Annotated in this window: 20 protein-coding genes and 1 riboswitch; of the genes, 6 read left to right on the forward strand and 14 right to left on the reverse strand. The window is 67.2% G+C overall.

What is annotated here, in order from left to right; genetic code table 11:
* Positions 1–11 precede the first annotated feature (11 nt).
* The 3 genes from ACXJJ8_RS10575 to ACXJJ8_RS10585 all read left to right on the forward strand — a co-directional run bounded on the left by ACXJJ8_RS10575 (position 12) and on the right by ACXJJ8_RS10585 (position 3,253).
* Positions 12–2,069 (forward strand): carbon starvation CstA family protein, encoded by a 2,058-nt coding sequence (locus ACXJJ8_RS10575; RefSeq protein WP_499029704.1) that lies wholly within the window; start codon positions 12–14, stop codon positions 2,067–2,069.
* Positions 2,056–2,256, forward strand: coding sequence for a CstA-like transporter-associated (seleno)protein (locus ACXJJ8_RS10580; RefSeq protein WP_499029706.1), 201 nt, complete (start codon positions 2,056–2,058; stop codon positions 2,254–2,256). The genes ACXJJ8_RS10575 and ACXJJ8_RS10580 overlap by 14 nt, the downstream gene beginning before the upstream one ends.
* A gap of 124 nt (positions 2,257–2,380) precedes the next feature.
* Positions 2,381–3,253 (forward strand): SdrD B-like domain-containing protein, encoded by an 873-nt coding sequence (locus tag ACXJJ8_RS10585; protein WP_499029708.1) that lies wholly within the window; start codon positions 2,381–2,383, stop codon positions 3,251–3,253.
* 25 nt (positions 3,254–3,278) lie between these two features.
* Here ACXJJ8_RS10585 and ACXJJ8_RS10590 read toward each other — a convergent pair whose 3' ends face one another.
* The 3 genes from ACXJJ8_RS10590 to ACXJJ8_RS10600 all read right to left on the reverse strand — a co-directional run bounded on the left by ACXJJ8_RS10590 (position 3,279) and on the right by ACXJJ8_RS10600 (position 7,662).
* Entirely contained in the window at positions 3,279–3,467 is a 189-nt protein-coding gene (locus tag ACXJJ8_RS10590) for a hypothetical protein (protein WP_499029710.1), read from the reverse strand.
* 108 nt (positions 3,468–3,575) lie between these two features.
* On the reverse strand, positions 3,576–5,642 hold the full coding sequence (locus ACXJJ8_RS10595; RefSeq protein WP_499029712.1) for a S9 family peptidase: 2,067 nt from the start codon (positions 5,640–5,642) through the stop codon (positions 3,576–3,578).
* Positions 5,643–5,670: 28 nt separating this feature from the next.
* Positions 5,671–7,662, reverse strand: coding sequence for an OPT family oligopeptide transporter (locus ACXJJ8_RS10600; RefSeq protein ID WP_499029715.1), 1,992 nt, complete (start codon positions 7,660–7,662; stop codon positions 5,671–5,673).
* A gap of 130 nt (positions 7,663–7,792) precedes the next feature.
* Here ACXJJ8_RS10600 and ACXJJ8_RS10605 point away from each other — a divergent pair, with 130 nt between their 5' ends.
* Complete coding sequence (locus ACXJJ8_RS10605; protein WP_499029717.1) at positions 7,793–9,526, forward strand: peptide MFS transporter; 1,734 nt, start codon at positions 7,793–7,795, stop codon at positions 9,524–9,526.
* Between the two features lie 5 nt (positions 9,527–9,531).
* On the opposite strand, the gene rfbD is transcribed toward ACXJJ8_RS10605, so the two are convergent.
* The 5 genes from rfbD to ssb all read right to left on the reverse strand — a co-directional run bounded on the left by rfbD (position 9,532) and on the right by ssb (position 13,567).
* Complete coding sequence (gene rfbD, locus ACXJJ8_RS10610) at positions 9,532–10,422, reverse strand: dTDP-4-dehydrorhamnose reductase (protein WP_499029719.1); 891 nt, start codon at positions 10,420–10,422, stop codon at positions 9,532–9,534.
* Positions 10,419–10,979, reverse strand: a complete 561-nt coding sequence (rfbC, locus tag ACXJJ8_RS10615) for a dTDP-4-dehydrorhamnose 3,5-epimerase (protein WP_499029721.1) — start codon at positions 10,977–10,979, stop codon at positions 10,419–10,421. Before rfbC ends, rfbD begins: the two co-directional genes overlap by 4 nt.
* Entirely contained in the window at positions 10,976–11,881 is a 906-nt protein-coding gene (gene rfbA, locus ACXJJ8_RS10620; RefSeq protein ID WP_499029723.1) for a glucose-1-phosphate thymidylyltransferase RfbA, read from the reverse strand. Before rfbA ends, rfbC begins: the two co-directional genes overlap by 4 nt.
* A complete protein-coding gene (gene rfbB / locus ACXJJ8_RS10625; RefSeq protein WP_499029725.1) occupies positions 11,878–12,933 on the reverse strand; it encodes a dTDP-glucose 4,6-dehydratase in 1,056 nt (351 codons plus the stop codon). Before rfbB ends, rfbA begins: the two co-directional genes overlap by 4 nt.
* A 118-nt stretch (positions 12,934–13,051) precedes the next feature.
* Complete coding sequence (ssb, locus tag ACXJJ8_RS10630; protein WP_499029727.1) at positions 13,052–13,567, reverse strand: single-stranded DNA-binding protein; 516 nt, start codon at positions 13,565–13,567, stop codon at positions 13,052–13,054.
* A gap of 454 nt (positions 13,568–14,021) precedes the next feature.
* Between ssb and ACXJJ8_RS10635 the strand changes: the two genes are divergently transcribed.
* Positions 14,022–14,642, forward strand: a complete 621-nt coding sequence (locus tag ACXJJ8_RS10635) for a response regulator (RefSeq protein WP_499029729.1) — start codon at positions 14,022–14,024, stop codon at positions 14,640–14,642.
* Between the two features lie 19 nt (positions 14,643–14,661).
* Here the strand turns inward: ACXJJ8_RS10635 and ACXJJ8_RS10640 are convergent, their stop codons facing one another.
* Entirely contained in the window at positions 14,662–14,988 is a 327-nt protein-coding gene (locus ACXJJ8_RS10640; protein ID WP_499029731.1) for a PilZ domain-containing protein, read from the reverse strand.
* A gap of 152 nt (positions 14,989–15,140) precedes the next feature.
* Positions 15,141–17,999, reverse strand: a complete 2,859-nt coding sequence (gene gcvP, locus ACXJJ8_RS10645; RefSeq protein ID WP_499029733.1) for an aminomethyl-transferring glycine dehydrogenase — start codon at positions 17,997–17,999, stop codon at positions 15,141–15,143.
* Positions 18,000–18,159: 160 nt separating this feature from the next.
* A riboswitch (glycine riboswitch) is annotated at positions 18,160–18,248 on the reverse strand.
* A 120-nt stretch (positions 18,249–18,368) separates the two neighbouring features.
* Between gcvP and ACXJJ8_RS10650 the strand changes: the two genes are divergently transcribed.
* The gene (locus tag ACXJJ8_RS10650; RefSeq protein ID WP_499029735.1) at positions 18,369–19,364 is read left to right on the forward strand and encodes a polyprenyl synthetase family protein; all 996 of its coding nucleotides are present in this window, start codon (positions 18,369–18,371) and stop codon (positions 19,362–19,364) included.
* A gap of 44 nt (positions 19,365–19,408) precedes the next feature.
* On the opposite strand, the gene ACXJJ8_RS10655 is transcribed toward ACXJJ8_RS10650, so the two are convergent.
* The 4 genes from ACXJJ8_RS10655 to ACXJJ8_RS10670 all read right to left on the reverse strand — a co-directional run bounded on the left by ACXJJ8_RS10655 (position 19,409) and on the right by ACXJJ8_RS10670 (position 25,618).
* Positions 19,409–20,191: a dienelactone hydrolase family protein gene (locus ACXJJ8_RS10655; RefSeq protein WP_499030526.1), complete on the reverse strand. Its 783-nt coding sequence runs from the start codon at positions 20,189–20,191 to the stop codon at positions 19,409–19,411.
* An 84-nt stretch (positions 20,192–20,275) separates the two neighbouring features.
* Positions 20,276–21,688: a UDP-N-acetylmuramoyl-L-alanine--D-glutamate ligase gene (gene murD, locus ACXJJ8_RS10660; RefSeq protein ID WP_499029737.1), complete on the reverse strand. Its 1,413-nt coding sequence runs from the start codon at positions 21,686–21,688 to the stop codon at positions 20,276–20,278.
* Entirely contained in the window at positions 21,669–23,030 is a 1,362-nt protein-coding gene (gene murL, locus ACXJJ8_RS10665) for a UDP-N-acetyl-alpha-D-muramoyl-L-alanyl-L-glutamate epimerase (protein ID WP_499029738.1), read from the reverse strand. Before murL ends, murD begins: the two co-directional genes overlap by 20 nt.
* Complete coding sequence (locus ACXJJ8_RS10670; RefSeq protein ID WP_499029739.1) at positions 23,027–25,618, reverse strand: bifunctional aspartate kinase/diaminopimelate decarboxylase; 2,592 nt, start codon at positions 25,616–25,618, stop codon at positions 23,027–23,029. The genes murL and ACXJJ8_RS10670 overlap by 4 nt, the downstream gene beginning before the upstream one ends.
* Between the last annotated feature and the right edge of the window lie 3 nt (positions 25,619–25,621).

Here is a 25,621-nt window from a genome sequence, read left to right on the forward strand (position 1 = left end):
AGAAGCATTCGATGCGGAAGGTGGCTTGGCTCGGCTGGGGCGCGCTCGCCCTGTTCGCGGCGACGTGCCTGGCGACGCTGGCGCTGTCGCGCGGCGAGTCGGTCGGCGCAGTGTGGATCGTGTCGGCGGCGGTGTCGGTGTTCTGCATCGGCTATCGCTTCCACGCGCGTTACATCGCGGACAAGGCGCTGCGCATCGATCCGACGCGCGCGACACCCGCATGGCGCCGCAACGATGGCCTGGATTACGTGCCGACGCAGAAGTCGGTGTTGTTCGGGCACCACTTCGCAGCCATCGCGGGCGCGGGTCCGCTCGTCGGACCGGTGCTAGCGGCGCAGATGGGCTACCTGCCGGGATTGCTGTGGATCCTGTTCGGCGTCGTGCTCGCCGGCGCCGTGCAGGACATGATGATCCTGTTCCTTTCGGTGCGCCGCGACGGGCGCTCGCTCGGCGAGATGATCCGCACCGAACTCGGCGCCGCCGCCGGCGTCACCGCGATGATCGGCATCCTCGCCATCATGGTGATCCTGCTCGCGGTCCTCGCACTGGTCGTGGTGAAGGCGCTCGCGATCAGCCCGTGGGGCACGTTCACCGTCGCGATGACGATTCCGATCGCCTTGCTGATGGGCGCGTGGCTGCGGTGGTTCCGACCGGGGCGCATCCTCGAAGCCTCGATCATCGGCCTGGTGTTGCTGCTCGCCTCGATCTGGTTCGGCGGCCACGTGGCTGCATCGGAACAATGGGCGCCGCTGTTCACCTTCGATGGCAAAGCGCTGGCGTGGATGCTGATCGCCTACGGCTTCATCGCAGCGGTGTTGCCGGTGTGGATGCTGCTCGCGCCGCGCGATTACCTCTCGACCTTCCTCAAGATCGGCACCGTCGTGTTGCTCGCCGTTGCGATCCTCGTCGCGATGCCCGAGTTGAAGATGCCGGCGGTGACACGCTTCGTCGACGGCACGGGGCCGGTGTTCGCCGGCGCGTTGTTCCCGTTCCTGTTCATCACCATCGCGTGCGGCGCGATCTCGGGCTTCCACGCGCTGATCGCCTCGGGCACGACGCCGAAGATGATCGCCAGCGAAGGCCAGATCCGTGCGATCGGCTACGGCGGGATGTTGATGGAAGCCTTCGTCGCCGTGATGGCGCTCGTCGCCGCGTGCGTGCTGGACCCGGCGGTCTACTTCGCGATGAACGCACCGGCCGCCGCGATCGGCGCGACGGCGGAGTCGGCGGCGCACGCGATCGCGCAGTGGGGCTTCTTCGTCACGCCCGACGTGCTGACGCAGACCGCGCGCGACATCGGCGAAACCACGATCCTCTCGCGCACCGGTGGCGCGCCGACGCTCGCCGTCGGCATGGCGCAGATCCTCCACGGCATCGCCGGCGGCACGGGGATGCTGGCCTTCTGGTACCACTACGCGATCCTGTTCGAAGCCTTGTTCATCCTGACGACGATCGATGCGGGCACGCGCGTGGCGCGTTTCATGATCCAGGAAGTCGTCGGCCTCGCAGTGCCATCGTTCCAGCGAACGGAGAGTTGGACCGCGAACCTGGTTTGCACCGCGCTCGCGGTCGCGGGCTGGGGGTGGTTCCTCTACCAGGGCGTCGTCGATCCGCTCGGCGGCATCAACACCTTGTGGCCGCTGTTCGGCATCGCGAACCAGATGCTCGCGGGCCTGGCGATGATCTTCGTCTGCGCCGTGCTGGTGAAGATGAAGCGCGAGCGTTACCTGTGGGTCGTTGCGGTCCCCACCGCGTGGTTGCTCGTGTGCACGCTGACGGCGGGCTGGCAGAAACTCTTCCACGCCGATCCGAAGATCGGCTTCCTCGCGAACGCGCGCCGTTTCGGCGACGCACTCGAACGCGGCGAAGTACTCGCTCCGGCGAATTCGCTCGACGAAATGCGCCGCGTGATCTTCAACTTCCAGGTCGACGCGGCCCTGTGCGCCTTGTTCATGGGCGTGGTCGTGCTCACGCTGGTGTTCGCCACGCGCGCGGCCTTGCGCGCACGTCGCAGCGACACGCCGACCGCGAAGGAGACGCCGCATGTGGCGCTCGATGCGATTGGTTGAACCGCTGCGCGAAGCGTGGGCCGCCGCGAAAGCGACCGCGCGCCTGGCGATCGGCTTGCCCGATTACGACGCGTACGTCGCCCACGTGCAGGCCCGGCATCGGGATACGGCGCCAATGACGCGCGAGGCGTTCGCGATCGAACGCATGCAGGCGCGCTACGGCAAGGGGCGTTCGCGTTGCTGCTGATGTGAGGGCCGCGTGAGCGCTTGTCGTTAGCCGCGCGTGAAATCGGCGAATCTTGACGAACGGCTGGCCGGTCATCGCCGAACTCATCCGTTGGGTTGGAAACACAACCCGAGGATGGACTTCCATGAAACGGACGCACCTGCTCACCGCCCTGGTCGCCGCGACGCTCGCGACAGGCACCGCGTGGGCCTGCTATTGCTCCACCGGCACGATCATCGTCAAGAAGTTCTACGACAAGAACGCCAACGGCATCCAGGATGCGAACGAAGTACGCCTGGCCGGCTGGCCGATGACACTCGGCTCGGCGACGCTCGGCACGCTGGGGACATTGCCGACCGACGGCTTCGGCTACGCGCAGTTCTCCAACATTCCCGTCGGCGTGGACTACACGGTGTCCGAAGCCACGCCGCTCGGCGGCAACTGGGTGCAGTCCACGCCCGTCGATGCACAGGGCCATCCGATCAATCCGCAGACAGGCATCGCGGTACAGGTGGGCAAGACGACGCAACTGACGTTCGGCAACTACTGCACCAAGCCCAGTGGCGGGAAGACGCCGGGCTTCTGGCACAACAAGAATGGCCTGGCGACATTGATGGACGGCGGCTCGCTCGCGCCCGAGTTTGCGCTGCTCTCCGCGCTCAACCTCGTCGGCGAGAACGGCGCCGCCTTCGACCCGACGACGCATCCGCAGTTCGCCACGTGGTTGCTCGACAGCAATGCGACCAACATGGCGTGGAAGTTGTCGACGCACCTTGCGGCGATGCGGCTGAACGTGGAAGCGGGCCTGGTCGACGGCACGCGCATCTACGCGCCCTTCGGCGGAACGATCAACGAGTTGATCGCGGTGGCGAATGCCTCGCTCGCCGACAGCCCGTACACGCCGGCCGGCCATCCCGATCGCGCGGAGCAGGAAGTGCTGAAGAACTACCTGGATGCATTGAACAACGGTGCCGGCGTGGTGAATCCGACGCCGTGCGCACGCGTGTTCGAATACTGACGGGGCTCCCGGCGCGTCGCGTACCTCAGGTGCGCGACGCGATCGTCCCCCACGCTGCCGCCTTCCGCCGATCCTTCCCGCTGCGGCGGTCGGCCTTGTCCGGTTCGAAGCGAATCATTTCCCGCCGATCGTTGCCTACCCTGCGCTCGGCGTTCTTCCGCCGGTCCGGCCCGCGATAGGCCTTGAACTCGCCCCCGTGGTCGATCTCGTACATGCGGCGTCCCCTCGTTGGAGCGGCCACCCTCGTGCCGCCACCGTCGAGCCTGCGTGAAAAGAAAAGGCCCCGCAAGCGCGGGGCCTTCCGTCGGTCGAATCGGCCGGATTACTGGCCGATGTGCGCCTTGAGCCAGGCATTGACCGTGTCGTGCCAAAGCACGCTGTTCTGCGGCTTGAGGACCCAGTGGTTCTCGTCGGGGAAGTACAGGAACTTCGACTCGATCCCCTGCCGCTGCGCCGCGGTGAACGCGCCGATGCCCTGCTCCACCGGGATGCGGAAGTCCTGCTGACCATGCACCACGAGGATCGGCGTCTTCCAGTTCTTGACGTGGTTGACCGGATTGAAGCGTTCGTAATTCTCCGGATGCTCGAACGGCGTGCCGCCGTTTTCCCATTCGCTGAACCACAACTCCTCGGTCGCGTAACCCATCATGCGCTGGTCGAACACGCCGTCGTGCGTGACCAGGCACTTCCACGGTGTGTTCCAGTTGCCGGCGATCCAGTTGACCATGAAGCCGCCGTACGAGGCGCCGAGCGCGCAGGCCTTGGAGCCGTCGAGGAAGTCGAACTGCTTCTGCGCGGCATCCCAACCCTTCTGCAGGTCTTCGAGCGGGCGGTCGCCCCAATGCTGGCTGATCGCGTCGGTGAAGGCCTGGCCGTAGCCGGTCGAACCGTGGAAGTCGATCATGACCACCGCGTAGCCCTGGCCCGCATACGTCTGCGGGTTCCAGCGATAGCTCCAGCCATTGCCGAAGCTGCCCTGCGGGCCGCCGTGGATGAGGAACGCGACCGGGTACTTCTTGCCCGGCTGGTAGTTCCAGGGCTTCACGACGTACCCGTGCACGGTCTCGTTGTTCCAGCCGGCGAACTTGAACTGCGTGGCTTCGCCGAACTTCACGTCGGGCAGCGTTTCGCCGGCGTTTTTCGTGATCGCGCGCGGCGTGGCGCCGTCGGGCTGCGCGGCGAACAACTGATCGCCGGTCTGCAGGGTGTTGCGCGTGTAGACCAGCGTCGGGCCCTTGAGGTCGAGCGCGGTGACCGTGCCGTCCTTGACGATCGAGGTGACTTCGCCGCTGGCGATGTCGACGGAGAACAGCGGGGCCTGCCCGAGTTCCTCGGCGGTGGTGTAGATCGACTTGCCGTCTCCTGAAAGCAAAATCCCGTTTGCGGAGGCATCCCACTTCGACGCGATCTCCCGGGTTCTGCCTGTCGCAGGGTCCATCGCCATCAGCGCGAAACGATCGGCTTCGAAACCCGGGCGCTTCATCGCACGGTAGTAGAGCGTCTTGCCGTCCCGCGAGAACACCGGCGTGGTATCCCAAGCCTTGTTGGCGGCGGTGAGATTCTTCGCCGTGCCCGTGCCGTCTGCGTTGACGAGGTACAGGTCGAAATTGGTCGACCACGGTTCGACGTTGTCGGCCTTGCGCGCGGACAACACGAGCGACTTGCCGTCGGGCGACCAGGTCATTTCGCTGGTGTCGCCGAACGGACGCGAGGGCACGTCGCCGATCACGTCACCGCCGACCAACGTGGCCTGCGTGATCTTCGCACCATTGCCCGGGAAGGGCGCGACGAACGCGCGATTGAGCTTGCCCTCGTTCCAGGCATCCCAGTGGCGGATGAAGAGACGGTCGAATACCACGCCCGACGCCTTGCGACCTTCGCGGTCCTTGTTGCGCTTGACGTTGCACTGCAGGTCGGATTTGCAGTCGGCGAAGGTTTCGAGCGCCAGCGCGACGCGCTTGCCGTCGGGCGAAACCACGTAGCCGCCGACATCGCCGGCGAGGTCGGTCAATTGCACCGGCGCGCCGCCGGCGACCGGGATCGCGTAGAGCTGCATCGACCCGCCCTTCGCGCTGAGGAAATACACGCGCGTGCCGTCGTCTGCGAACGTCGGGGAATTGACGTTCCAGCCTTCCGGCGTGAGTCGCGTGGGCGGCGCGGCATCGCGCGCGGCCAGGTCTTCGATCCAAAGCGAGGTCGCGCTCTTGTTCGCGTCGAAGTCGACGATGCGCTTGGCGAACACGACCTTGCGGCCGTCGGGCGACAACACGGGCGCGGACACGCGATCGAGTTTCGCAAGATCACGGACCTCGAAGCCGCGGTCGGCCTGTGCGACGACGGGCAACGCGGCAAGCAGTGCGAGGGACAACAGGGTGTGGCGCAAATTCATGTCGTGGATCCTGCAGTGATGCGTGGGGTCAGGCGTCGACGGTGCGGGCAGCGCGACCGACCCAGCGGTAGAGGAAGAAGATGGCGGCGACGAACGCGACGCCGCCGATCCAGGCGCCCGGGCCGTTGGCGAATGCGTCTCCGGCGATCGCGAGCGGGAACAACTGGAACGCCACGATGCCGGCGATCAGCACGCCGACCAGGCCTTCGCCGACGATCATCCCGGAGGCCAGCAGCACGCCGAGTTGCTTGGTCGCTTCGGGGCGCGGACCGCGGTCGGCACGCTTGTCGAAGTACCAGCCCACGATCGAACCGACCACCACCATCAACGTCGCCGAGGTCGGCAAGTAGATGCCGAGGCCGACGGCGAGCGGGGAGAGATGCGCGCTCTTCGTCGTGCGGCGCAGCACTTCGTCGACGACGATCAGCACGACGCCGATGTAGGCGCCGATGCGGATTAGGCTCCAGTCGATGCCGCCCTCGATCACGCCCTTCGCCAGCGCGGAGATCAGGCCGGCCTGCGGCGCGGCGAGCGCGTTCTTCGTCGCGTTGGGCGCGCCGACGAACCCGTAGGCCTGGTTCACCACGTCGAGCACGAACGGGATGATCGCCGCGCCCGCGATCACGCCGACGACCAACGCCCATTGCTGCTTGGACGGCGTGGCGTCGACGAGCTGGCCGGTCTTGAGATCCTGCAGGTTGTTGTTCGCGATCGCCGCCACGGTGAACACGACCGCGGTGACGAACAGCGCGAACGCGACCAACCCCTTCTCGTGCCCCGGTTCGAGCATCGGCTTGATGCCGAACACGAGCAGCAGGGCCGCGCCGATGACCACGAGGATGCCGATGCCGGACAGGGGACTGTTCGACGAACCGATCAGGCCCGCCATGTAACCGCACACGGTGGACACCAGGAAGCTCATCACCACGATGTAGAACAGGCCACCGACGATCAGCGGCATCGCGTGCGCGTCCAGGCCGGTTTCGGTGCTGAAGTGCGAGAGCAGGAAACCGAGGGGCACGAAGCAGGCGAGCATCACCGCGCCCACGACGGTGATCGGGATGTCGTGTTCGGTGCGCGGCATCGAGGCGAGGTCGCCGGACTTGCGCGCGCGATTGGCGGCCATCGCGGAGGTGAGGCCGGAGACGACGGGCTTGACCAGCTTGCCGAGCGTCCAGATCGCGGCGACACCGATCGTGCCGGCACCGACGAAGCGCACGTTGGTGCTCCAGGTCGCGCCCGCGATGTCCTCGAAGCTGCCGGTGAGCCCGATGGCGTGCGCGGAGAAATGGGGCACGCCCCAAACCCACGCGATGATCGCGCCGAGCAACATCGCAAGACCGACCCACAACCCGACCAGGTGGCCGACGGCGAACAAGGCCATCGACAGCGCGAAGTCGAAACCCGTGACGCCCTCGCCCACTTTGAAATAGCTCTTGACGTCGCTGGCGAAGACACGCGTGGCGACGACGACGGCGAAGACCGCGGCAACGACCGCGCCCCACACGACCGCCATCAAACCGGCGCGGCTGTCTTCTGCACCGTGCGCCGTGCCTTCATCGCCCGGGCTGCCGACCTTGAGCACTTCGGCGCACGCCACGCCTTCGGGATACGGCAGGTCGGAATTGGTGACCAGCGCGCGGCGCAACGGGATCGAATACATCACGCCGAGGATGCCGCCGAGCGCGCAGATCAGGAACGAGGCCCAGTACGGAAAGCCCGTCCACCACCCGATGATCACCAGGCCCGGCAGCACGAAGATGATCGAGGACAGGGTGCCGGCCGCGGAAGCGACCGTCTGCACGATGTTGTTTTCCTGGATCGTCGAATCCTTGAAGTTGCGCAGCAACGCCATCGAGATCACCGCCGCCGGGATCGACGTGGCGAAGGTCAGGCCGGCCTTCAGGCCGAAGAAGACGTTGGCGGCCGTGAAGGCCAGGGTGACGACCACGCCCAGGACCAGGGCGCGCAGGGTGAATTCGGTGCGCGGCTCGAGGCCGGCCGGAGCGGTACTGGACACGGCGGGCGATCTCCCGGAAGGATGACAAAAAACCGCGCCCACCCTAAGCGCACGGCCGGTCACAAGTCCAGCGTGCGGCCGCGCGCCCTATACTCGCCGCGCCTGTCCGGCCCCGGGGGGAGCCAGCGCGATGTCGTCGCCCGTCACCGCTTACACCGACATTCCGCGCAGCGAGGATTTCCTCGGGCACCCGAAAGGCGTCTTCGTCTGCTTCTTCACCGAGATGTGGGAGCGCTTCTCGTTCTACGGGATGAAGGCGCTGTTGTTGCTCTACCTGCTGAAGCACCACGGCTTCAACGACGATGCCGGCTACGACCTCATCGGCGCCTATGGCGGCCTGGTTTACGCGGTGCCGGTGATCGGCGGCCTGCTCGCCGATCGCTGGCTCGGGATGCGCAAGGCGGTGGTGCTCGGCGGCATCCTGTTGTGCCTCGGGCACCTGGGCATGGCGGTCGAAGGCGAGGCGGCGCATCGCGTCAATGGCGTCATGGTGCGCGACGCCGGCGCGCTGCAGGTGTTCTACGCCTCGCTTGCGCTGATCATCATGGGCGTGGGCTTCCTCAAGCCGAACATCTCGACGATCGTCGGCAAGCTCTACGCCGAAGACGATCCGCGACGGGATTCGGGATTCACGCTGTTCTATGCGGGCATCAACGTGGGCGGCTTGTTCGCCGGGTTGATCTGCGCGTTCCTCGGCGAAACCTACGGGTGGAAATACGGGTTCGGCGCCGCGGGCGTGGGGATGCTCGCAGGGCTGGCGATGTTCCTGTGGGGGCAGAAGTACCTGCATGGGCATGCCGAGCCGCGCGATCCGGTTGCGTTGCGCACGCGCGTCGCGGGGCTGTCGCGCGAATGGTGGATCTACCTCGGCTCGATCGCCGGCGTGGCGGTGGTGTGGCAACTGATCCAGACCACGGGCGCGGTGCATTGGTCGATGCACGTCGTGGCCGCGTTGTTCTTCGCCTGGTTCGCCTGGTACGTCGTCGCGCGCTGCACGCGCGAACAACGCGAACAGATGATCGCCCTGCTGATCATCATCCTCGGCGTGCTCGTGTTCTTCACCCTGTACGAGCAGACCTACGGCTCGTGGCTGACGTTCACCGATCGCCTGATGACGAAGGACATGTTCCCCTCGCTGGTCAGCGATGCGAGCGGCACGTTGCCGTGGTCGATCTGGCTGATGGCGGGCTCGCCGGTCCTGATCGTGATGGCGTTGCGCGCGAGCGATGCAGGGCGGCGCGGCTTCGCGCGCGTGCTCGTCGGGATCTGGGTGGCCGCGATGGCGGTTGCGTGCTTCCGCGACGTGGTGCTCGTGCCGCAGACCGCTGGCTCGCTCACCTTCCTCGGGTCGTTCTTCGTCGTGCTGCTGTCGCCGTTCTTCGCGTGGCTGTGGCCGTGGCTCGAAAAACGCCGGGCGAACCCGAGCAAACCGTTGAAGAGCGCGATCGGGTTGTTGTTCGCGGCGTTGTCGTTCCTGCCGCTGCTGGCGGCTGCGCACACCGTCGGCCCGAACGCGATGGCGAGCGTGTGGTGGCTGGTGCTCGCGTACTTCCTCCTGGAATTCGGCGAGATGTGCCTGTCGCCGATCGGGCTGTCCGCGGTGACGCAGTTGTCCGTCGCGCAAGTCGTGGGCTTGATGATGGGCGGCTTCTGGCTGGCGACGGCGTATTCGGAAGTGCTGGCGGCCTCGTTCGGGAAACTCGCCTCGATCGAGATCCCGGAAGGCGGTGCGATCGACGTGGTCGACGCCGCCGGGCGCTACGCGCACCTGTTCCACCTGATGTTGTGGATCGGCATCGGGAGCGCGGTGGTGTTCCTCGTGATCACGCCGCTGTTGAAGCGGTGGATGCACGGGGTCAAGTAGACGCGTTACAGACGGTCGAGCGTCGCGTCCAGCGCCGATTTCCAGTCCGGCAGCGCGATGCCGAAGTCGCGCCGGACGGCGGAGGTGTCCAGCACCGAGTACGCGGGGCGCGCCGCGGGCGTCGGGTAATCGGCCGTCGGAATCGGTACGACGCGCGGCGCCTTCGCCAGCAGCCCGCGTGCAATGGCGCCTTCGAAGATCGCGGTCGCGAAGCCATGCCAACTCGTCTGGCCCGTCGTCGCCAGGTGCCACAGGCCGGTGCGCCGAACCGGGCTGCGCAGCACCTGCGCGGTGACGTCGGCAAGCAGCCACGCCGGCGTGGGCGTGCCGACCTGGTCTTCGACGACGCGCAGTTCGTCGCGTTCGGCGCCCACGCGCAGCATCGTTCGGAGGAAATTCTGCCCGTGCACGTCGTACACCCACGCGGTGCGGAAGATCGCGTGGCGTGCGCCGCTGTCGATGATCGCGACTTCGCCCGCGCGCTTGGAATTGCCGTAGACGCCGAGCGGCGCCGTCGCGTCGTCTTCGCGGTAGGGGCGCGTGCCCTGCCCGTCGAAGACGTAGTCGGTCGAGTAATGCACGAAATACGCATCGCGCGCGGCGCAGGCGGCCGCGATGCGGGCTGGCGCCTCCGCATTGACGCGATGGGCGAGCCCTGGTTCGGATTCGGCGCGGTCGACGGCCGTATGCGCGGTGGCGTTGACGACGATGTCGGGCGCGACGCGTGCGAGGAGTGCATCGATCGCGTCGAGATCGGTGAGGTCCAGGGCTTCGCACACCGTGCCGTCGGAGAGCGTGCCGCTCCGGCAGGTGACGACCACGTCGCCCAGCGCGGCGAGCGTGCCGCGCAAGCGCCGGCCGAGCTGGCCGTCGCCACCGAGGAGCAGGACGATCATGGCGTGCCGTAAACCGGCAGGCGCTCTTGCGCGACGTCGGCGAGGAAGGGCGCGTTGGCATCCTTGTCGGAGAGCGACGGGTGCCCGATCGGCCAATCGATCGCGAGTTTCGCATCGTTCCAGCGGATGCCCGCATCGGCGGCCTTGTCGTACGGCGCCGTGCACAGATAGCTGAAGAGCGCGCGTTCGGACAACACCGCGAAGCCGTGCGCGAAGCCTTCGGGCACCCAGAAGTGGCGCTTGTTGTCGGCGCTGAGGATCACGCCGGTGTGCTGGCCAAAGGTCGGCGAGCCGCGGCGGATGTCCACGGCGACGTCGTACACCTCGCCTTCCAGCACGCTCACCAGCTTGCCCTGCGGATTCGGCCATTGGTAATGCAGGCCGCGCAGGACGCCGCGACTGGAGGACGAGACATTGCTCTGCATGAAGTTCGTCGGCAACCCGAGGGCAGCGAAGCGCTCGGCGTTCCAGGCTTCGTAGAAGAAGCCCCGTGCATCGCCCCAAACCGCCGGTTCGATGACGACGCAGCCCGGCAATCCGGTTTCGACCACTTTCATTCGACGCGTCCGTGTTCCAGCAGGCTGAGCAGGTACTGGCCGTAACCGTTCTTCGCGAGCGGTTTGGCGAGCGCTTCGAGCTGCGAGCGATCGATCCATTTGTTGAAGTAGGCGATCTCTTCCGGGCAGCAGACGCGCAGGCCCTGGCGCTTCTCGATCGTCTCGATGTACGTCGAGGCTTCGACCAGCGATTCGTGCGTGCCCGTGTCGAGCCAGGCATAACCGCGGCCAAGTTTTTCCAGGTGCAGGCGACCCTGCTCGAGGTAGACGCGGTTGAGGTCGGTGATCTCCAGCTCGCCGCGCGCCGAGGGCTTGAGTTGCGCCGCGTACGCGCTGGCATGGCCGTCGTAGAAGTACAGGCCGGTAACGGCGTAGTTGGAGCGCGGTTTTTCGGGCTTCTCTTCCAGGCCGACCACGCGGCCGTCGGGGTCGAACTCGGCGACGCCGTAGCGCTCCGGATCGCGCACCCAGTAACCGAAGACGGTCGCGGCATCGTCGGTGCGGTCGTCCGCGCGCTGCAGCAGCTCCGTGAGGCCGTGGCCGTAGAAGATGTTGTCGCCGAGGACCAGGCAACTGGGCTTGCCGTCGACGAATTTCTCGCCGATGAGATACGCCTGCGCGAGGCCATCGGGACTCGGCTGCACGGCATATTCGATGTTCATGCCCCACTGCGAGCCATCGCCGATGAGGTTCTTGAACAGCGCCTGCTCATGCGGCGTGTTGATGATCAGCACGTCGCGGATCCCGGCGAGCATCAGCACGCTCAGCGGGTAATAGATCATCGGCTTGTCGTAGACGGGCAGCAGCTGTTTGCTGATCGCCTTGGTGATCGGATACAGGCGCGTGCCCGATCCGCCGGCGAGGATGATGCCCTTGCGTGCCGTCGTGCGCGCCGGCGTCATGCGGCCGTCCCGATGCGTTCGAGGCGATAGCTGCCGTCGGTCACGCGGCCCACCCAGTCCTGGTGCGCGAGGTACCAGTCGACGGTGTCCGCGATCCCCTGTTCGAAGGTATGTTCGGGTTTCCAGCCCAGTTCGCCCTTCAACTTGTCGGCGTCGATGGCATAGCGCCGGTCGTGGCCGGGGCGGTCGGCCACGAAAGTGATCTGCGTCTCGCGCTTCTTGCCGTCTTCGCGCGGGCGGCGTTCATCGAGCAGCGCGCAGATGGTCCGCACGACATCGATGTTCTGCCGTTCGGCATCGCCGCCGACGTTGTAGGTTTCGCCGACGCGGCCGCCATCCAGCACGGCGCGGATCGCGGCGCAGTGGTCGCCGACGTACAGCCAGTCGCGCACGTTCTTGCCGTCGCCGTACACCGGCAGCGGTTCGCCGGCGAGCGCGCGCGCGATGATCAGCGGAATGAGTTTTTCGGGGAACTGGTACGGCCCGTAATTGTTCGAGCAGTTGGTCGTCAGGACCGGGAGGCCGTAGGTGTGGTGGAACGCGCGGACCAGGTGGTCGGAGGCGGCCTTCGACGCGGAGTACGGCGAATTGGGCGCGTACGGGGTGGTTTCGGTGAACTTGCCGGTGTCGCCCAGCGAGCCGTAGACCTCGTCGGTGGAGACGTGCAGGAAGCGGAAGGCGGCCTTGGCAGCGCCTTGCAAGGACTTCCAGTAGTCGCGCGTGGACTCCAGCAACGCGAGCGTGCCGACGACGTTGGTCTGCACGAACGCCGCCGGGCCATCGATCGAACGGTCGACGTGGCTTTCGGCCGCGAAGTTGATCACCGCATCGGGTGCATGGTCGCGTAGCAACCGGTCCACCAATGCGCGGTCGCCGATGTCGCCGTGCACGAAAACGTGATTCGGGTCGTCGGCCAGCGGCGCCAACGTGTCGACGTTGCCGGCGTAGGTCAACGCATCGAGATTCACCACGCGCACGCCGCGGCGTACCGCGTCGAGTACGAAATTGCCACCGATGAATCCGGCGCCGCCGGTCACCAACCAGGTCGTCACATCAGCCTCCAGTGCCTTGCCAGTCGCCGCCCCGTCCGGCGAAGTGAGCGACCCCTCTCCCGGGCCGCGTGTCTTGCGTCGATGCCGCCCGCGCCTCGAAGGCGCGGGCGGCGCGGGATCAGAACGGGATGTCGTCGTCCGCGAAGTCGTCGCCGAAATCGCGCGCGGCCGGCGCGGACTCGCGGCGCGGCGCGCCTTCCTGGCCCTGGCCCTGGCGCTGCGGAGGCGCGGAACGCTGCGGGCGATCGCCGCCACGCTCGGCGCGGTTGCCACCACCACCGCCGCCGCCACCGCCTTCGGGGCGCCCGCCGAGCATCTGCATCTCGTCGGCCACGATGTCCGTGAAGTATTTCTCGACGCCATCCTGGCCGGTGAACTTGTCGTAGCGAATCGAACCTTCGACGTAGACCGACGAACCCTTGCGCAGGTATTCGCCGGCGATTTCGCCGAGTTTTCCGAAGAACTTCACCCGGTGCCACTCGGTGCGCTCCTGGGTGTTGCCTTCCTTGTCCTTGCGCACGCTGGTGGTGGCGAGGCTGATCGAGGTGACGGCCATGCCGCCCTGCGTGTACTTGGTTTCCGGGTCGTTGCCGAGATTGCCGACCAGGATCACCTTGTTGATGCCACGTGCCATCGTGCGTGTCCTCGAATGCGGGTTGGAGTCGGCCGCTCGGGTGCCGGACGCGGGCGGCCGGCGGGCCAGTGCGCACATGTTACCAGCGGCCGGGGACGCCGCCTGCCGACCTGTCGGCGGAATCACACCCGGCCCGTTCAGCGCCCCGGGGGCACCACCGCGGACAGGCGGCCGATGCCGGGGTGGCCCCGCACTTGCGCATCGACGAACGGGCGCGGATGCGGACAAGAAACGTCTCCACTCCGCAAATGTTTGGACTCCATGCATTTCGCGGGATTCGCGCTTGCCTTCTAATCCGCGCCTTCGCGATGTCGTCCCTGTGCGACACGCGTGCCCCTTGGTGCAGATCTGCACCACATGCCGTCGTCCACGGCGATCGCGTGCCTAGAATCGGGTCGCATGCGATCGCGGGGGCGCGCTCGCTCGCCACCTTCGTCCAACCAGGGCCAGATCCATGTATCGAGTCATCATCGTCGACGACCATCCCATGGTCTCGGCCGCACTGAAAGACCTGCTGGAAATCAACGAGACCTTCGAGGTGGTCGCCGTGCACGACAACGGCGGCGCGGCCCTCTCGGCGGTGCGCACGCTGCAACCCGACCTGCTGATCATCGACCTGGGCGTGCCCGTGCTCGGTGGCGTGGAGGTGATCTCGCGCCTGCGTGCCGGCGGTTCGGGCGTGGGCATTCTCGTCGTCTCGGGCGGCGAGGCGCACGAAAGCGGCCTGCGCGCCTTGCGTGCCGGCGCCAACGGCTTCGTGCACAAGACCGATGCGATGAGCGAGATCGCGATGGCCGCACTCGTGGTGGCGCGCGGCAAGTCCTACTTCAACCAGGAACTGCTGATGCTCGCCGGCGACGGCCAGACCGACGGCCGCCCGGTCACGCGCCTCACCGAGCGCGAGTTCGAGGTGTTCCGCTGCCTCGTCTCCGGGCAATCCAACCGCGACATCGGCGAGCACATGCGCCTGAGCAACAAGACGGTCAGTGCGTACAAGATGAAGATCATGCGCAAGCTCGGCGCGCGCAACATCCGGGATCTCATCGAACTCGCGCGCGAAACCGATTCGGCGTAGCGCGCGTGCCGGGCGCGGATCACACCGCGCCGGCGGCTTCCATCAATCGTTCGATCTCCGGGCCCTGTTCGGCGTCGAAACGCAACCCCATGTGGTCGACCGCCACCCAGGCGACATGCGTCTGCAAGGTGATCGCGTCGCTGTCGGGCAAGTCGAAGAACATGCGCAGCTCCGTGCCGTCGGTGGGCGTCCAGCCCGGCACGAGGTCCACGCGCGCGCCGCCTTCGGACAGATCGAGGATGTAGCCCTCGTGCGAATGCCCGTTCGGCGCGACGAGGACGGCGCACAACACGTTGAACCGGGCGTGCTTGCGCTTGTCGGCAGCGACGGCAGCAGAGGTTTCCATGCGCCGATGCTAGCCCCGTACGGCGCCCCTGATGACGAGCGCGCACGACAAGGCGTCGGCAGGCGCACCGCCCGGACCGGCGGCGCGCTGCGGGGGAAGGACGGTCGCCGGAAAGGCCGGCATTGCGCACTGCACAACGCCGGCCGTAAACCTTACTCGGCGTAGGCTTCGAGCGGCGGGCACGAACAGACGAGGTTGCGGTCGCCGTAGACGTTGTCCACGCGCGCCACCGGCGGCCAGTACTTGCCGGCGATCAGCGACGGCAGCGGATACACCGCGGCCTCGCGCGAATACGGATGCGTCCATGCACCCACCACTTCCTGCGCGGTGTGCGGCGCGTTGCGCAACGGGTTGTCGTCCTTGTCCAGCGTGCCGTTTTCGACCGCGCGGATCTCGTCGCGGATCGCGATCATCGCCTCGCAGAAGCGGTCGAGTTCTTCCTTCGATTCACTCTCCGTCGGCTCGATCATCAGCGTGCCCGCCACCGGGAACGACATCGTCGGCGCGTGGAAGCCGAAATCGATCAGGCGCTTGGCCACGTCTTCGACGCTGATGCCGCTGCTGTCCTTCAACGGGCGCAGGTCGAGGATGCATTCGTGCGCGACGAGGCCTTCGTGGCCGGCGTACAACACGGGGTAATGCTCCTCGAGGCGGCGCGCGATGTAGTTGGCGTTGAGGATCGCCATCTGCGAAGCCAGGCGCAGGCCGGTGCCGCCCATCATGCGGATGTACATCCACGTGATCGGCAGGATGCTCGCGCTGCCGTACGGCGCCGCGGCCACCGCGCCATCCTTGCGTGCGAGATGGCCGGTGCGATGCCCCGGCAGGAACGGCGCGAGGTGCGACTTCACGCCGATCGGGCCCACGCCCGGGCCGCCGCCGCCGTGCGGGATGCAGAAGGTCTTGTGCAGGTTGAGGTGCGAGACATCGCCGCCGAACTTGCCCGGCGCGCACAGCCCGACCATGGCGTTCATGTTCGCGCCGTCGATGTACACCTGGCCGCCGTGACCATGCACGATTTCGCAGATTTCGCGCACGCCTTCCTCGAACACGCCGTGCGTGGAGGGATACGTGATCATGATCGCCGCGATCTTGTCCGAATGCTGCGCGGCCTTCGCGCGCAAGTCGTCGAGGTCGACGTTGCCGCGCGCGTCGCACGCGGTGACGACCACGCGCATGCCGGCCATGTTGGCCGTCGCGGGGTTGGTGCCGTGCGCCGACGACGGAATCAGGCAGATGTCGCGGTGCCCTTCCCCGCGGCTGGCGTGATACGCGCGAATGGCGAGCAGGCCTGCGTATTCGCCCTGCGAACCGGCGTTGGGCTGCAGCGACACCGCGTCGTAACCGGTGGCCTCGCACAGCATGCGTTCGAGGTCCTGCGTCAACTTCGCGTAACCCCGGGCCTGGTCCTCCGGGGCGAAGGGATGCAGCGCGCCGAACTCCGCCCACGTCACCGGGATCATCTCGCTCGCGGCGTTGAGCTTCATCGTGCACGAACCCAGCGGGATCATCGTGCGGTCGAGCGCGAGGTCGTAGTCGGCAAGGCGGCACAGGTAACGCATCAGCTCGGTTTCGGAGCGATGCGTGTTGAACACCGCGTGCTGCAGGAACTTCGACGTGCGACGCAGGGCCTTGGGCAGCGTCGCGTCGGTGCCGTGCAGCGCATCGAAATCGGGAATCGCCGCGCCTTCGCCCGCGAAGACGTGCCACAACGCTTCGATGTCGCCGCGCGTGGTGGTTTCGTCGAGCGACACACCCAGGCGCGAAGGATCGATCTGACGCAGGTTGTAACCCGCATCGCGCGCCTTGTCGTGCAGCGCACCGGTGCGGCCGCCCGTGGCGAGGGTGATCGTGTCGAACCAGGTCTTTTGTTCGACTTCGACGCCGAGCTGCTTCAGCCCCGCTGCGAGAATGACGGTGAGCGCGTGGACGCGCTCGGCGATCGCCTGCAGGCCTTCGGGGCCGTGGTAGACCGCGAACATGCTCGCGATGTTGGCCAGCAACACCTGCGCGGTGCAGATGTTGGAGGTCGCCTTCTCGCGGCGGATGTGCTGCTCGCGCGTCTGCATCGCCAGTCGGTAGGCCGGCTTGCCGTGGCGGTCGATCGAGATGCCGACCACGCGGCCGGGCATGTCGCGCTTGAACGCATCCTTCGTCGCGAAGTAGGCCGCGTGCGGGCCGCCGAAACCCAGCGGCACGCCGAAGCGCTGGGCGCTGCCGATCGCGAGGTCCGCACCGAATTCGCCCGGCGGCGTGAGCAGCGTGAGCGCGAGCAGGTCGGCAGCGACTGCGACGAGCGCATTGGCCGCATGGAACTTGCCGACGATGGCACGCAGGTCGTGCACGTCGCCGTTCGTCGCCGGGTACTGCAGCGCGGCGCCGAAGAACTTCGACACGTCATCCAGCGCGAACTCGTCGCCGACGACGACTTCGTAACCCAGCGGCTCCGCGCGCGTGCGCACGACGTCGATCGTCTGCGGGTGGCAATGCTGCGAAACGAAGAACGCATTCGCGCCCTTGTTCTTCGACAGGCGCTTGCAGAAGGTCATCGCCTCGGCGACGGCGGTGCCTTCGTCGAGCAGCGAGGCATTCGCGATTTCCATGCCGGTGAGGTCCGCCACGAGCGTCTGGAAATTGAGCAAGGCTTCCAGGCGGCCTTGCGAAATTTCCGGCTGGTACGGCGTGTAGGCCGTGTACCACGCGGGGTTCTCGAGCAGGTTGCGCAGGATCGGCGCGGGCGTGTGCGTGTTGTAGTAGCCCTGCCCGATGAACGAACGCAGCAGCGTGTTCTTGTCGGCGTAGGTGCGCAGTTGCGCGAGCGCCTCGGCCTCGCCGAGGCCATCGCTGGCCGGAAGGACCGCGGTGCCGCGGATGCTGGCGGGGACGACGCTCTCGGTGAGGGCGTCGAGCGAGGCGTGGCCGAGCAGGTCGAGCATCGCCCGGGTGTCGGCCTCGCGCGGGCCAATATGGCGCGCGATGAATTCGTTGCGGGTATCCAGCGGGGTGGTCATGGGCGCGCCTTGGGAAAATAGGGCGCCCCATCTGTCTATTCGCCTGAGAGCGTTACTCCTTCGGCGGGCCGGGGACGGGTCGCATGCAGGGTCGCGCGGCCGGATGGGGGAGGAACTCCGGGACGCACGGTGCGAGACCGCCGGTCACTTTTCAGATTGTGTCTGCCACGAGGTCCTTTTGCCTGAGAGTTTCCGGGGCGGTTGCTCCTTCGGCGCCGGCGTCGAACCGGTCTCTCCCACGCGACAGGTGCTGCTTGATGATGCCCGCGAATGGTCTCATGCCCCCGCCCCGCGCGGCAAACGCGGGACGGTGAATGTGCGGGGCTGCCTATAATTGCCGCCCGACCTGCCGCCTTGCCCGCCTCCGACGTGAACGCAGCCCCCGACCGCAGCCTCCCCGACCTGCCCGCGATCCAGGCCCTCGCGCAGGAGGACATGGCCGCCGTCGATGCGCTGATCCGCAAGCGCCTGGCTTCCGACGTCGTCCTGATCAACCAGGTCAGCGAATACATCATCGGCGCCGGCGGCAAGCGCCTGCGACCGATGCTGCTGTTGCTCGCCGCGCGCGCGCTCGGCCATCGCGGCCCGCACGCGCACCAGCTCGCCGCGGTGATCGAGTTCATCCACACCGCGACCCTGTTGCACGACGACGTCGTCGACGAATCCGACCTGCGCCGCGGCCGCCGCACGGCCAACGCGGTGTGGGGCAACGCGGCGAGCGTGCTGGTCGGCGACTTCCTCTATTCGCGCAGCTTCCAGTTGATGGTCGAACTCGACCGCATGGAAGTCATGCGCATCCTCGCCGACACCACGAACCAGATCGCCGAAGGCGAAGTGCTGCAGTTGCTGCACGTGCGCAATCCCGACACCGACGAGGCGGCGTATCTGCGCGTCATCGAGCGCAAGACGGCGGTCCTGTTCGCCGCCGCCACGCGACTGGGGGCCTTGCTCGCCGGCGCGGATGCCGACACCTGCGACGCGATGCACGAATACGGCCTGCAACTGGGCTACGCCTTCCAGATCGCCGACGACGTGCTCGATTACGCCGCAGACGCCGACGCCCTGGGCAAGAACCTCGGCGACGATCTCGCCGAAGGCAAGGCCACGCTGCCGCTGATCCACGCCATCGCGCACAGCGACGCGGTCACGCGCGCTGCGTTGCGCAACGCCGTCGAACACGGCGACGTGGAGGCGATGCCGCATGTGGTCGCCGCCATCAACGCAACCGGCGGGTTGGATTACAGCCGCGGGCGCGCGTTCGAATTCGCCGAAGCGGCGGAAGCGGCGCTCGACGCACTGCCGTCGAACACCACCGTGGATGCCTTGCGCGGGTTGGCGCGGTATTCGGTCTCGCGCGACCGCTAGTTCACGCGGCTCCCGATGGGCGCGGCGACCGGTTGGCACGGCGCCTAATTGGCGAACCTCTCCGCGAAGAACACCCGCATCATCCGTTCGGCACGCCGCATCGCCAGGTCGTTGTAGACGCAGCCCGGCGGCTTGTTCGCATCCGGCAGCGCGAAGCAATGCACCGCGCCGCTGAAATTCACGAACTGCCAGTCCACGCGCGCTGCGTTCATTTCGTTTTCGAATGCCGGGATGTCGCTGGCCGTGTACTGGTCGTCGGCGCCGTTGAGGACGAGCACACTCGCCTTCACCGTGCCGGGCTTGGCGGGCATCGTCGTGGCGAGGGCGCCGTGGAAGGTGGCCACGGCGGAGACGTCGGCGCCGCTACGCGCGAGTTCCAGTGCGGTGGCGCCGCCGAAGCAGTAGCCGATCGCGCCGATGTGCTTGATGTCGAGCGGCACGTCCTTCGCGGCGCGCAAGACCTCGAGCGCCCTGGCCGCACGGGCACGCAGGCCCGCGCGATCGCCGTAGAGCTTTTTCACCTGCGCCTGCGCTTCGGCATCGGTCTTCGGCCGCACGCCCTTCCCGTACACGTCGGCGAGCAACACGACGTAATCGTCGCCGGCGACGTGCTTTGCCTTGGCGATCGCAGAATCGGTCACGCCGTACCAATCGGGCACCATCAACACGCCCGGGCGCTTGATCGCATTCGTGTCGTCGTACACCAGGTAACCGCTGAAGGTGTCCTTGCCGACCTTCCATTCGACCGGCCTGGCCTGCATTTCGGCGTGCGCGGCCGAGATCCCGAATGCGCAGAGCAACAACGCGAACATCGTGTCACGTAACATCGTACGACGCATGGCGGACTCCGTTTGCCTGGGGCGGTACTGCTGCGCGAGCCTACGCCGGACGCGCCCGCACCGCGTGAACGCTCACGCGATGCCGATGCCCGGGATCGCGCTGATCGTGTCGGGGTCGAAGCCCGCCAGCGCCGCGAAATGGCGCCCGCGCGCGACGTAATCCTTGTAGGCGCCGAAGCTGGGCGCGCCGGGCGAGAGCAGCACGACGCCCTCGCCCGCCAGGGCCTCGCGTGCCTGGGCCATTGCGTCGGCGAGGTCGGTGGCCGCACGCAAGACGAATCGGGCCCGCAGTGCGACGGGTTCCAGCAAGTCGTGGATCTTCGGACCGTTCTGCCCGAGCGTGACGATGGCGGCGGGCGCATGCGCGTGCATCGCTTCGGCGAAACCCGACCAGTCGATGCCGCGGTCGTGGCCGCCGGCGATCAACGCGACGCGGCGGTCGGCGAAGCATGCCAACGCCGCGAGGCTCGCATGCGGCGTTGTGCTGATCGAATCGTTGACGTAGGTGATGCCCTCGCGCGCGCCGATGGTCTGCAGGCGATGCGGCAACGGGCGGAATCCCGCGGCGTGCGGCGCCAGCGCGGCGGCGTCGAGCCCCAGTGCTTCGATCGCCGCCAACACCGCGCACAGATTGCCGCGGTTGTGGTGGCCCGGCAGCGGCAAGGACGTGGTGTCGAACACTTCGCGATCGCCCCGATACAACACGTCGCCGCGCAGGTGCCAACCGTCGTCGCGATTGAACCAGCGCACCTGCGTTTCATCGTCCAGGCGCAATGCCGCGAGCGTCGGGTCGGCGGCATTGAGCACGGCGATGCGCGGGCGCGCATCGGTGACCAGGCGCAACTTGTCGGCCACGTAGCGTGCTTGTCCGCCGTGCCAGTCGAGGTGTTCGGGAAACACGTTCAGTGCGATGGCGACATCCGGCTGCGCGCCGCTGTCGGCGACATCGCCGGTCTGGTAACTCGACAACTCGATCGCCCAGTACGCCGGTGCCAGCTGCGCGGACGCATCGGCGTCGAGCAATTCGAGCATCGGCAATCCGATGTTGCCTGCCAGCGCGGTGCGGTGGCCCCCGGCGCGCAACAGGTGCGCAAGTAACGCAGTCGTGGTGCTCTTGCCTTTCGTCCCGGTGACGCAGAGGGTGCGACCGTGGCCCTTCGATGCGTGTTCGCCGAACCACAGCGCCGTCCCACCGATGAAGCGCGTTCCGCGCGCCGAAGCGGAGACCGCCTCTGCGCGATACGGGCTGATGCCGGGGGATTTCACGACCACCTCGAAGGTGGACAGCGCGTCGGCATCCACGTGCGTGCGCGTCGCCAGCGCGGGATCCTGCAGCGCCGCGGCCTGATCGGCTTCGGCGGCATCGCAGAACAGCGTCAGCGGCTGGTGCGGCAGGCGCGCGCGCAGCGCGCGATAAGCGGCGCGGCCTTCGCGGCCCCAGCCCCAGAGGGCGACGGACTTGCCCTCAAGCGACGAAATACGCACGCAGTCTTGCCCAGAGTGCCGGCGGAATGCGGTGTTCCTCGTCGATCTCCATCAGGCCCGCGACGTCGAGTTCGCCCGCGTCCAGTTGCGGGGCGATCTCGCGCGCGAAGCGTTCGACCAGCGCGTCCTCGCGCCATTCCGGACGCGCGGCGAGCGCGGCCATCGCGGCGCGCGATTCGCGCCCCTCGCCCACGCATTCGAAGGGTTTGTGGTCCTGGTATTCCAGCAGCGCGTCGTAACCGGCAGTCTGCGCCGGATCGTCGAGCAGGTTGCGCCCGAAGATGCCGACCAGGCGCGGCTTCGGCATGAACGGCGCCAACGCGAGGAACACGAAGTGGCATTTCGGGCACACGCCGCACCAGCGGTTCGCGGGGCGTTCGCCGAGCAGGTGGAAGTTGCGGTTGCAACTGGAGAAGTGCGCGTCGTAGCGGTCGGTCTTCGCGAATTGCCGCGCGACCGCGAGCTCGCTCATCGGCCGCAGCAAGGAGTAGTAATGCAGGTCGGCCGCGACGTGCGACTGCACGAAGTCGGCGAGCGCGCGTTCCCACGCCCAGCCCTTCGACCACTGGTGGTTCACTTCGCCCGTGCCCGGAATCAGCGAGCCATAGCTCGCCGAGCGTTCGTTCGAGAAGACCACCTGGTTGGCGCCGAGCACGATCGCGGCGAACAGCATGATCGCCGAATTCACGCCCGTCACCGGGATATGGCCGTTCAACGCGCCCTGACGATTGAACTCGAACAGCGCCGGCGCCAGCGCGCGGCCGATGTTGAGCGTCGGCAATCCCGTGCGCTCGGCGCAAGCCTTGATCAACTGCGAACCACCGATCCACGTGACCGTTTGCGCAACACCCGCCGACCGCAGCGCCTCGATGGAAACGAGCGAATCCTTGCCACCGCCGATCGCGACCAGGGCCTGTTCCGGCAATCCGATCGCAGGCGCGGCCGGTGCTTCGTTCGCCGCATGCGGGAACTTGATGCGTTCGTGCAACTGCAGCCCGTTGCGGTACGCGAACTCACCCAGGCCATTGAGATAGAACGAATCGAGCATCGCCGCCGTCGCCGCATCGATCGGCTCGCCTTCGATCCGGATGTGTGCGGGCACCGCGGCCTTGTAGTAACTCACGCCCGCCAACAGGTGCAGCAAGCGCAGTGCGCGCTGCGCGGCCTGCGCGCGCGCACCGTCCAGGGTGAAGGGCGCACCGGGCAAGGTGATCGTTTCGATCATCTCCGGGCCGTCGTCGAACGCATAGACGAGTTGCGCCACGCCGGTTGCGGCATCGAAAGTGTTACGCACGAAGCGGAACGCGCGGATCGCGTCGCGCGAGAAAGTCCAGCCGGTCATTCGATGGTGTCCTCTGCAGGCAGGGCCCGCAGGTTGTAAGTGCTCGCCATGGCCATGCCGTAGGCGCCCGCGTCGGCGACGAGGATCACATCCCCTTCCGCCGTCGCCGCCGGCAACAGGCGGGAATGGCCCAGCACGTCGCCGCTTTCACAGATGGGGCCGACGACGTCGAATTCCAGCACGTCGACGTCGGACAGCCGCGAGAGATTGTGGATGCCGTGGTACGCACCGTACATCGCCGGCCGGGCGAGCGCGTTCATGCCCGCATCGCAACCCACGCGCCGCACGCCGTCCTTTTCGACGACCTGCGTGGCGTGCAGCAGCAACACGCCGCACTCGGCCACCATGAAGCGGCCCGGTTCGACCACGAGCTTGAAGCGCGGATACGCGGCGCGGATTTCCTCCAGGCCCGTGCGCCACGCGACGAGATCGAAGTCCTCCGCATCGGGCGTGTACGCGACCGGCAGGCCGCCGCCGATGTCGATGGATTCGATGGTGCCCACGCTGTCGGCCATGCCCGCGAGTTCGGCGTAAACCACGCGCCAGTGGCGGGGATCGTCGATCCCGCTGCCCATGTGCGCGTGCAAACCGACGATGCGAACGTCGAGCTTGCGCGCTTGTTCGACGAATTCGTCGAACCGCTGCAAGGACAGGCCAAACTTGGCCGCCACGCCGCCGGTGTTGACCTTCGCGTGGTGGCCGCCCCCGTGCCCGATGTCCAGGCGCAGCCAGATCGTGCGGCCGCCGAACACGTCGGGCCAGCGATGCAACGCTTCGACATTGTCCAGCGTGACCGTCACGCCCATGGCGAACGTGGCCTCGTATTCGGTGCGCGGCGCGAAACTCGGCGTGAACAGCACGCGCTCCGGCGACAACGCAGGCACGTTGCGGAAGACATGTTCGAGTTCGCCGATGGAGACGCATTCCAGGCCGAAGCCTTCTTCGACCAGCGTGCGCAGGATCGACGGATGCGGATTGGCCTTGATCGCGAAGAAGCGGCGGTCGATCGCATCGATGGACGCCAGGTCCCGCGCGCGGTTGCGGACGGTGGCCAGGTCGTAAGCGTAGGTCGGCGTGGCGTGGTCCGCGATTGCAAGCAACGCCTCGCGCTTGCCCACCCACCACGGCACGCGGCGCACCGGCTTGCCGTGTGCGATGTCACGCCAACTCGGGCCGAAGACCGTGGTGTCCTGCACCGGCATCGCGCCGCCGCGGATCAGTGCGGCGTGCAGTTGCGGGAGCATGCCGTCGGCGTCGGCTTCGTCGACGACGAAGGTGAGGTTCAGATCGTTCGACGACTGCGAGATCAGGTGCACGCGCTCCTGCCCGAAGGTCGCCCACACGTCCGACAATTTGTGCAGCAGCGAACGCATGCCGCGGCCGACGAGCGTGATCGCCGCGCACGGCGCGATGACCTTGACGCGGCAGACTTCGGCAAGATCGGCCGACAGGGCTTCCAGCACGTTCGTCGTGACGAGGTTCTCGCTGGGATCCAGCGACACGGTGACGTTGGTTTCCGACGAACCGATCAGGTCCACCGACAGCCCGTTGCGCTTGAAGCGCTCGAACACGTCGGCGAGGAAGCCGACCTGTTGCCACATGCCGATGCTTTCCATCGACACGAGCACGATACCGTTGCGTCGGCTGATCGCCTTCACGCCGGGCACGGTCGCGGCGCTCGCATCGATGCGCGTGCCAGGCAGATCGGGGCGTTCGGTGTCGAGGATCGTGATCGGCACGCCGCCATCGCGACAGGGCGCGATCGAACGCGGATGCAGGACCTTCGCGCCGGTCGTCGCGATTTCCTGCGCTTCGGCGTAATCCAGTCGCGTGAGCAGGCGCGCATCGGGCACCTCGCGCGGGTTCGCGGTGAACATGCCGGGCACGTCGGTCCAGATTTCCACGCGCGCGGCACCGAGCAATGCGCCGAAATACGCGGCGGACGTATCGGAGCCACCGCGACCGAGGATCGCGGTGCCGCCATCGTCATGACGCGCGATGAAGCCTTGCGTCACCAGCATCGGCGAAGGCTGCGCATCGAAGCGGGCCTGCAGCGCGGCATCGGGTGCGCATCGGCAATTGACCGACAGGCGCTGCGCCCACGGGCTTGCGTTGGGCAGCGACACGGCATCGAGCCAGTCGCGCGCATCGCTCCAACCGAAATCCAGTCCCTGCGAACGCAGGTAGGCCGCGCCGAGCGTCGAGGACAGCAATTCGCCCTGTGCAAGCACGTCGGCTTGCCAGGACAACGCGCGCAGTTGCGCGCGTGCGTCGGTCGCGAGTGCGCGCAGTGCGTGCAGGCGTGGCCCGAGAACGGTATCGGCATCCAGGTCGAGCTCGGTGCAGAACGCGCGGTGGCGCTCGACAAGCGCATCGATGCGGTATTCGAAAGCTTCGCCGGGCGCCGAATACGCGATCGCCTGCAGTTCATTGGTCACGCCGGAGAGCGCGGACACGACGACCAGGACGCGCACGCCTTCATCGCCGACCCGTTTGCGCGCGAGGCGGCCGATCGTATCCCAGCGATTGCGACGCGACACCGAGGTGCCGCCGAACTTCAAGACCACCCACCGCACTGGTTGCGACACCAC

The organism is Lysobacter sp. P5_C4, assembly GCF_054049695.1.

What these genes read in the sequence shown, in the direction of transcription:
- ACXJJ8_RS10575 (WP_499029704.1), top strand. Translation starts at nt 12, where the DNA reads ATGCGGAAGGTGGCTTGGCTCGGCTGGGGCGCGCTCGCCCTGTTCGCG.
- ACXJJ8_RS10580 (WP_499029706.1), top strand. Translation starts at nt 2,056, where the DNA reads ATGCGATTGGTTGAACCGCTGCGCGAAGCGTGGGCCGCCGCGAAAGCG.
- ACXJJ8_RS10585 (WP_499029708.1), top strand. Translation starts at nt 2,381, where the DNA reads ATGAAACGGACGCACCTGCTCACCGCCCTGGTCGCCGCGACGCTCGCG.
- ACXJJ8_RS10590 (WP_499029710.1), bottom strand. Translation starts at nt 3,467, where the DNA reads ATGTACGAGATCGACCACGGGGGCGAGTTCAAGGCCTATCGCGGGCCG.
- ACXJJ8_RS10595 (WP_499029712.1), bottom strand. Translation starts at nt 5,642, where the DNA reads ATGAATTTGCGCCACACCCTGTTGTCCCTCGCACTGCTTGCCGCGTTG.
- ACXJJ8_RS10605 (WP_499029717.1), top strand. Translation starts at nt 7,793, where the DNA reads ATGTCGTCGCCCGTCACCGCTTACACCGACATTCCGCGCAGCGAGGAT.
- rfbD (WP_499029719.1), bottom strand. Translation starts at nt 10,422, where the DNA reads ATGATCGTCCTGCTCCTCGGTGGCGACGGCCAGCTCGGCCGGCGCTTG.
- rfbC (WP_499029721.1), bottom strand. Translation starts at nt 10,979, where the DNA reads ATGAAAGTGGTCGAAACCGGATTGCCGGGCTGCGTCGTCATCGAACCG.
- rfbA (WP_499029723.1), bottom strand. Translation starts at nt 11,881, where the DNA reads ATGACGCCGGCGCGCACGACGGCACGCAAGGGCATCATCCTCGCCGGC.
- ssb (WP_499029727.1), bottom strand. Translation starts at nt 13,567, where the DNA reads ATGGCACGTGGCATCAACAAGGTGATCCTGGTCGGCAATCTCGGCAAC.
- ACXJJ8_RS10635 (WP_499029729.1), top strand. Translation starts at nt 14,022, where the DNA reads ATGTATCGAGTCATCATCGTCGACGACCATCCCATGGTCTCGGCCGCA.
- ACXJJ8_RS10640 (WP_499029731.1), bottom strand. Translation starts at nt 14,988, where the DNA reads ATGGAAACCTCTGCTGCCGTCGCTGCCGACAAGCGCAAGCACGCCCGG.
- gcvP (WP_499029733.1), bottom strand. Translation starts at nt 17,999, where the DNA reads ATGACCACCCCGCTGGATACCCGCAACGAATTCATCGCGCGCCATATT.
- ACXJJ8_RS10655 (WP_499030526.1), bottom strand. Translation starts at nt 20,191, where the DNA reads ATGTTACGTGACACGATGTTCGCGTTGTTGCTCTGCGCATTCGGGATC.
- murL (WP_499029738.1), bottom strand. Translation starts at nt 23,030, where the DNA reads ATGACCGGCTGGACTTTCTCGCGCGACGCGATCCGCGCGTTCCGCTTC.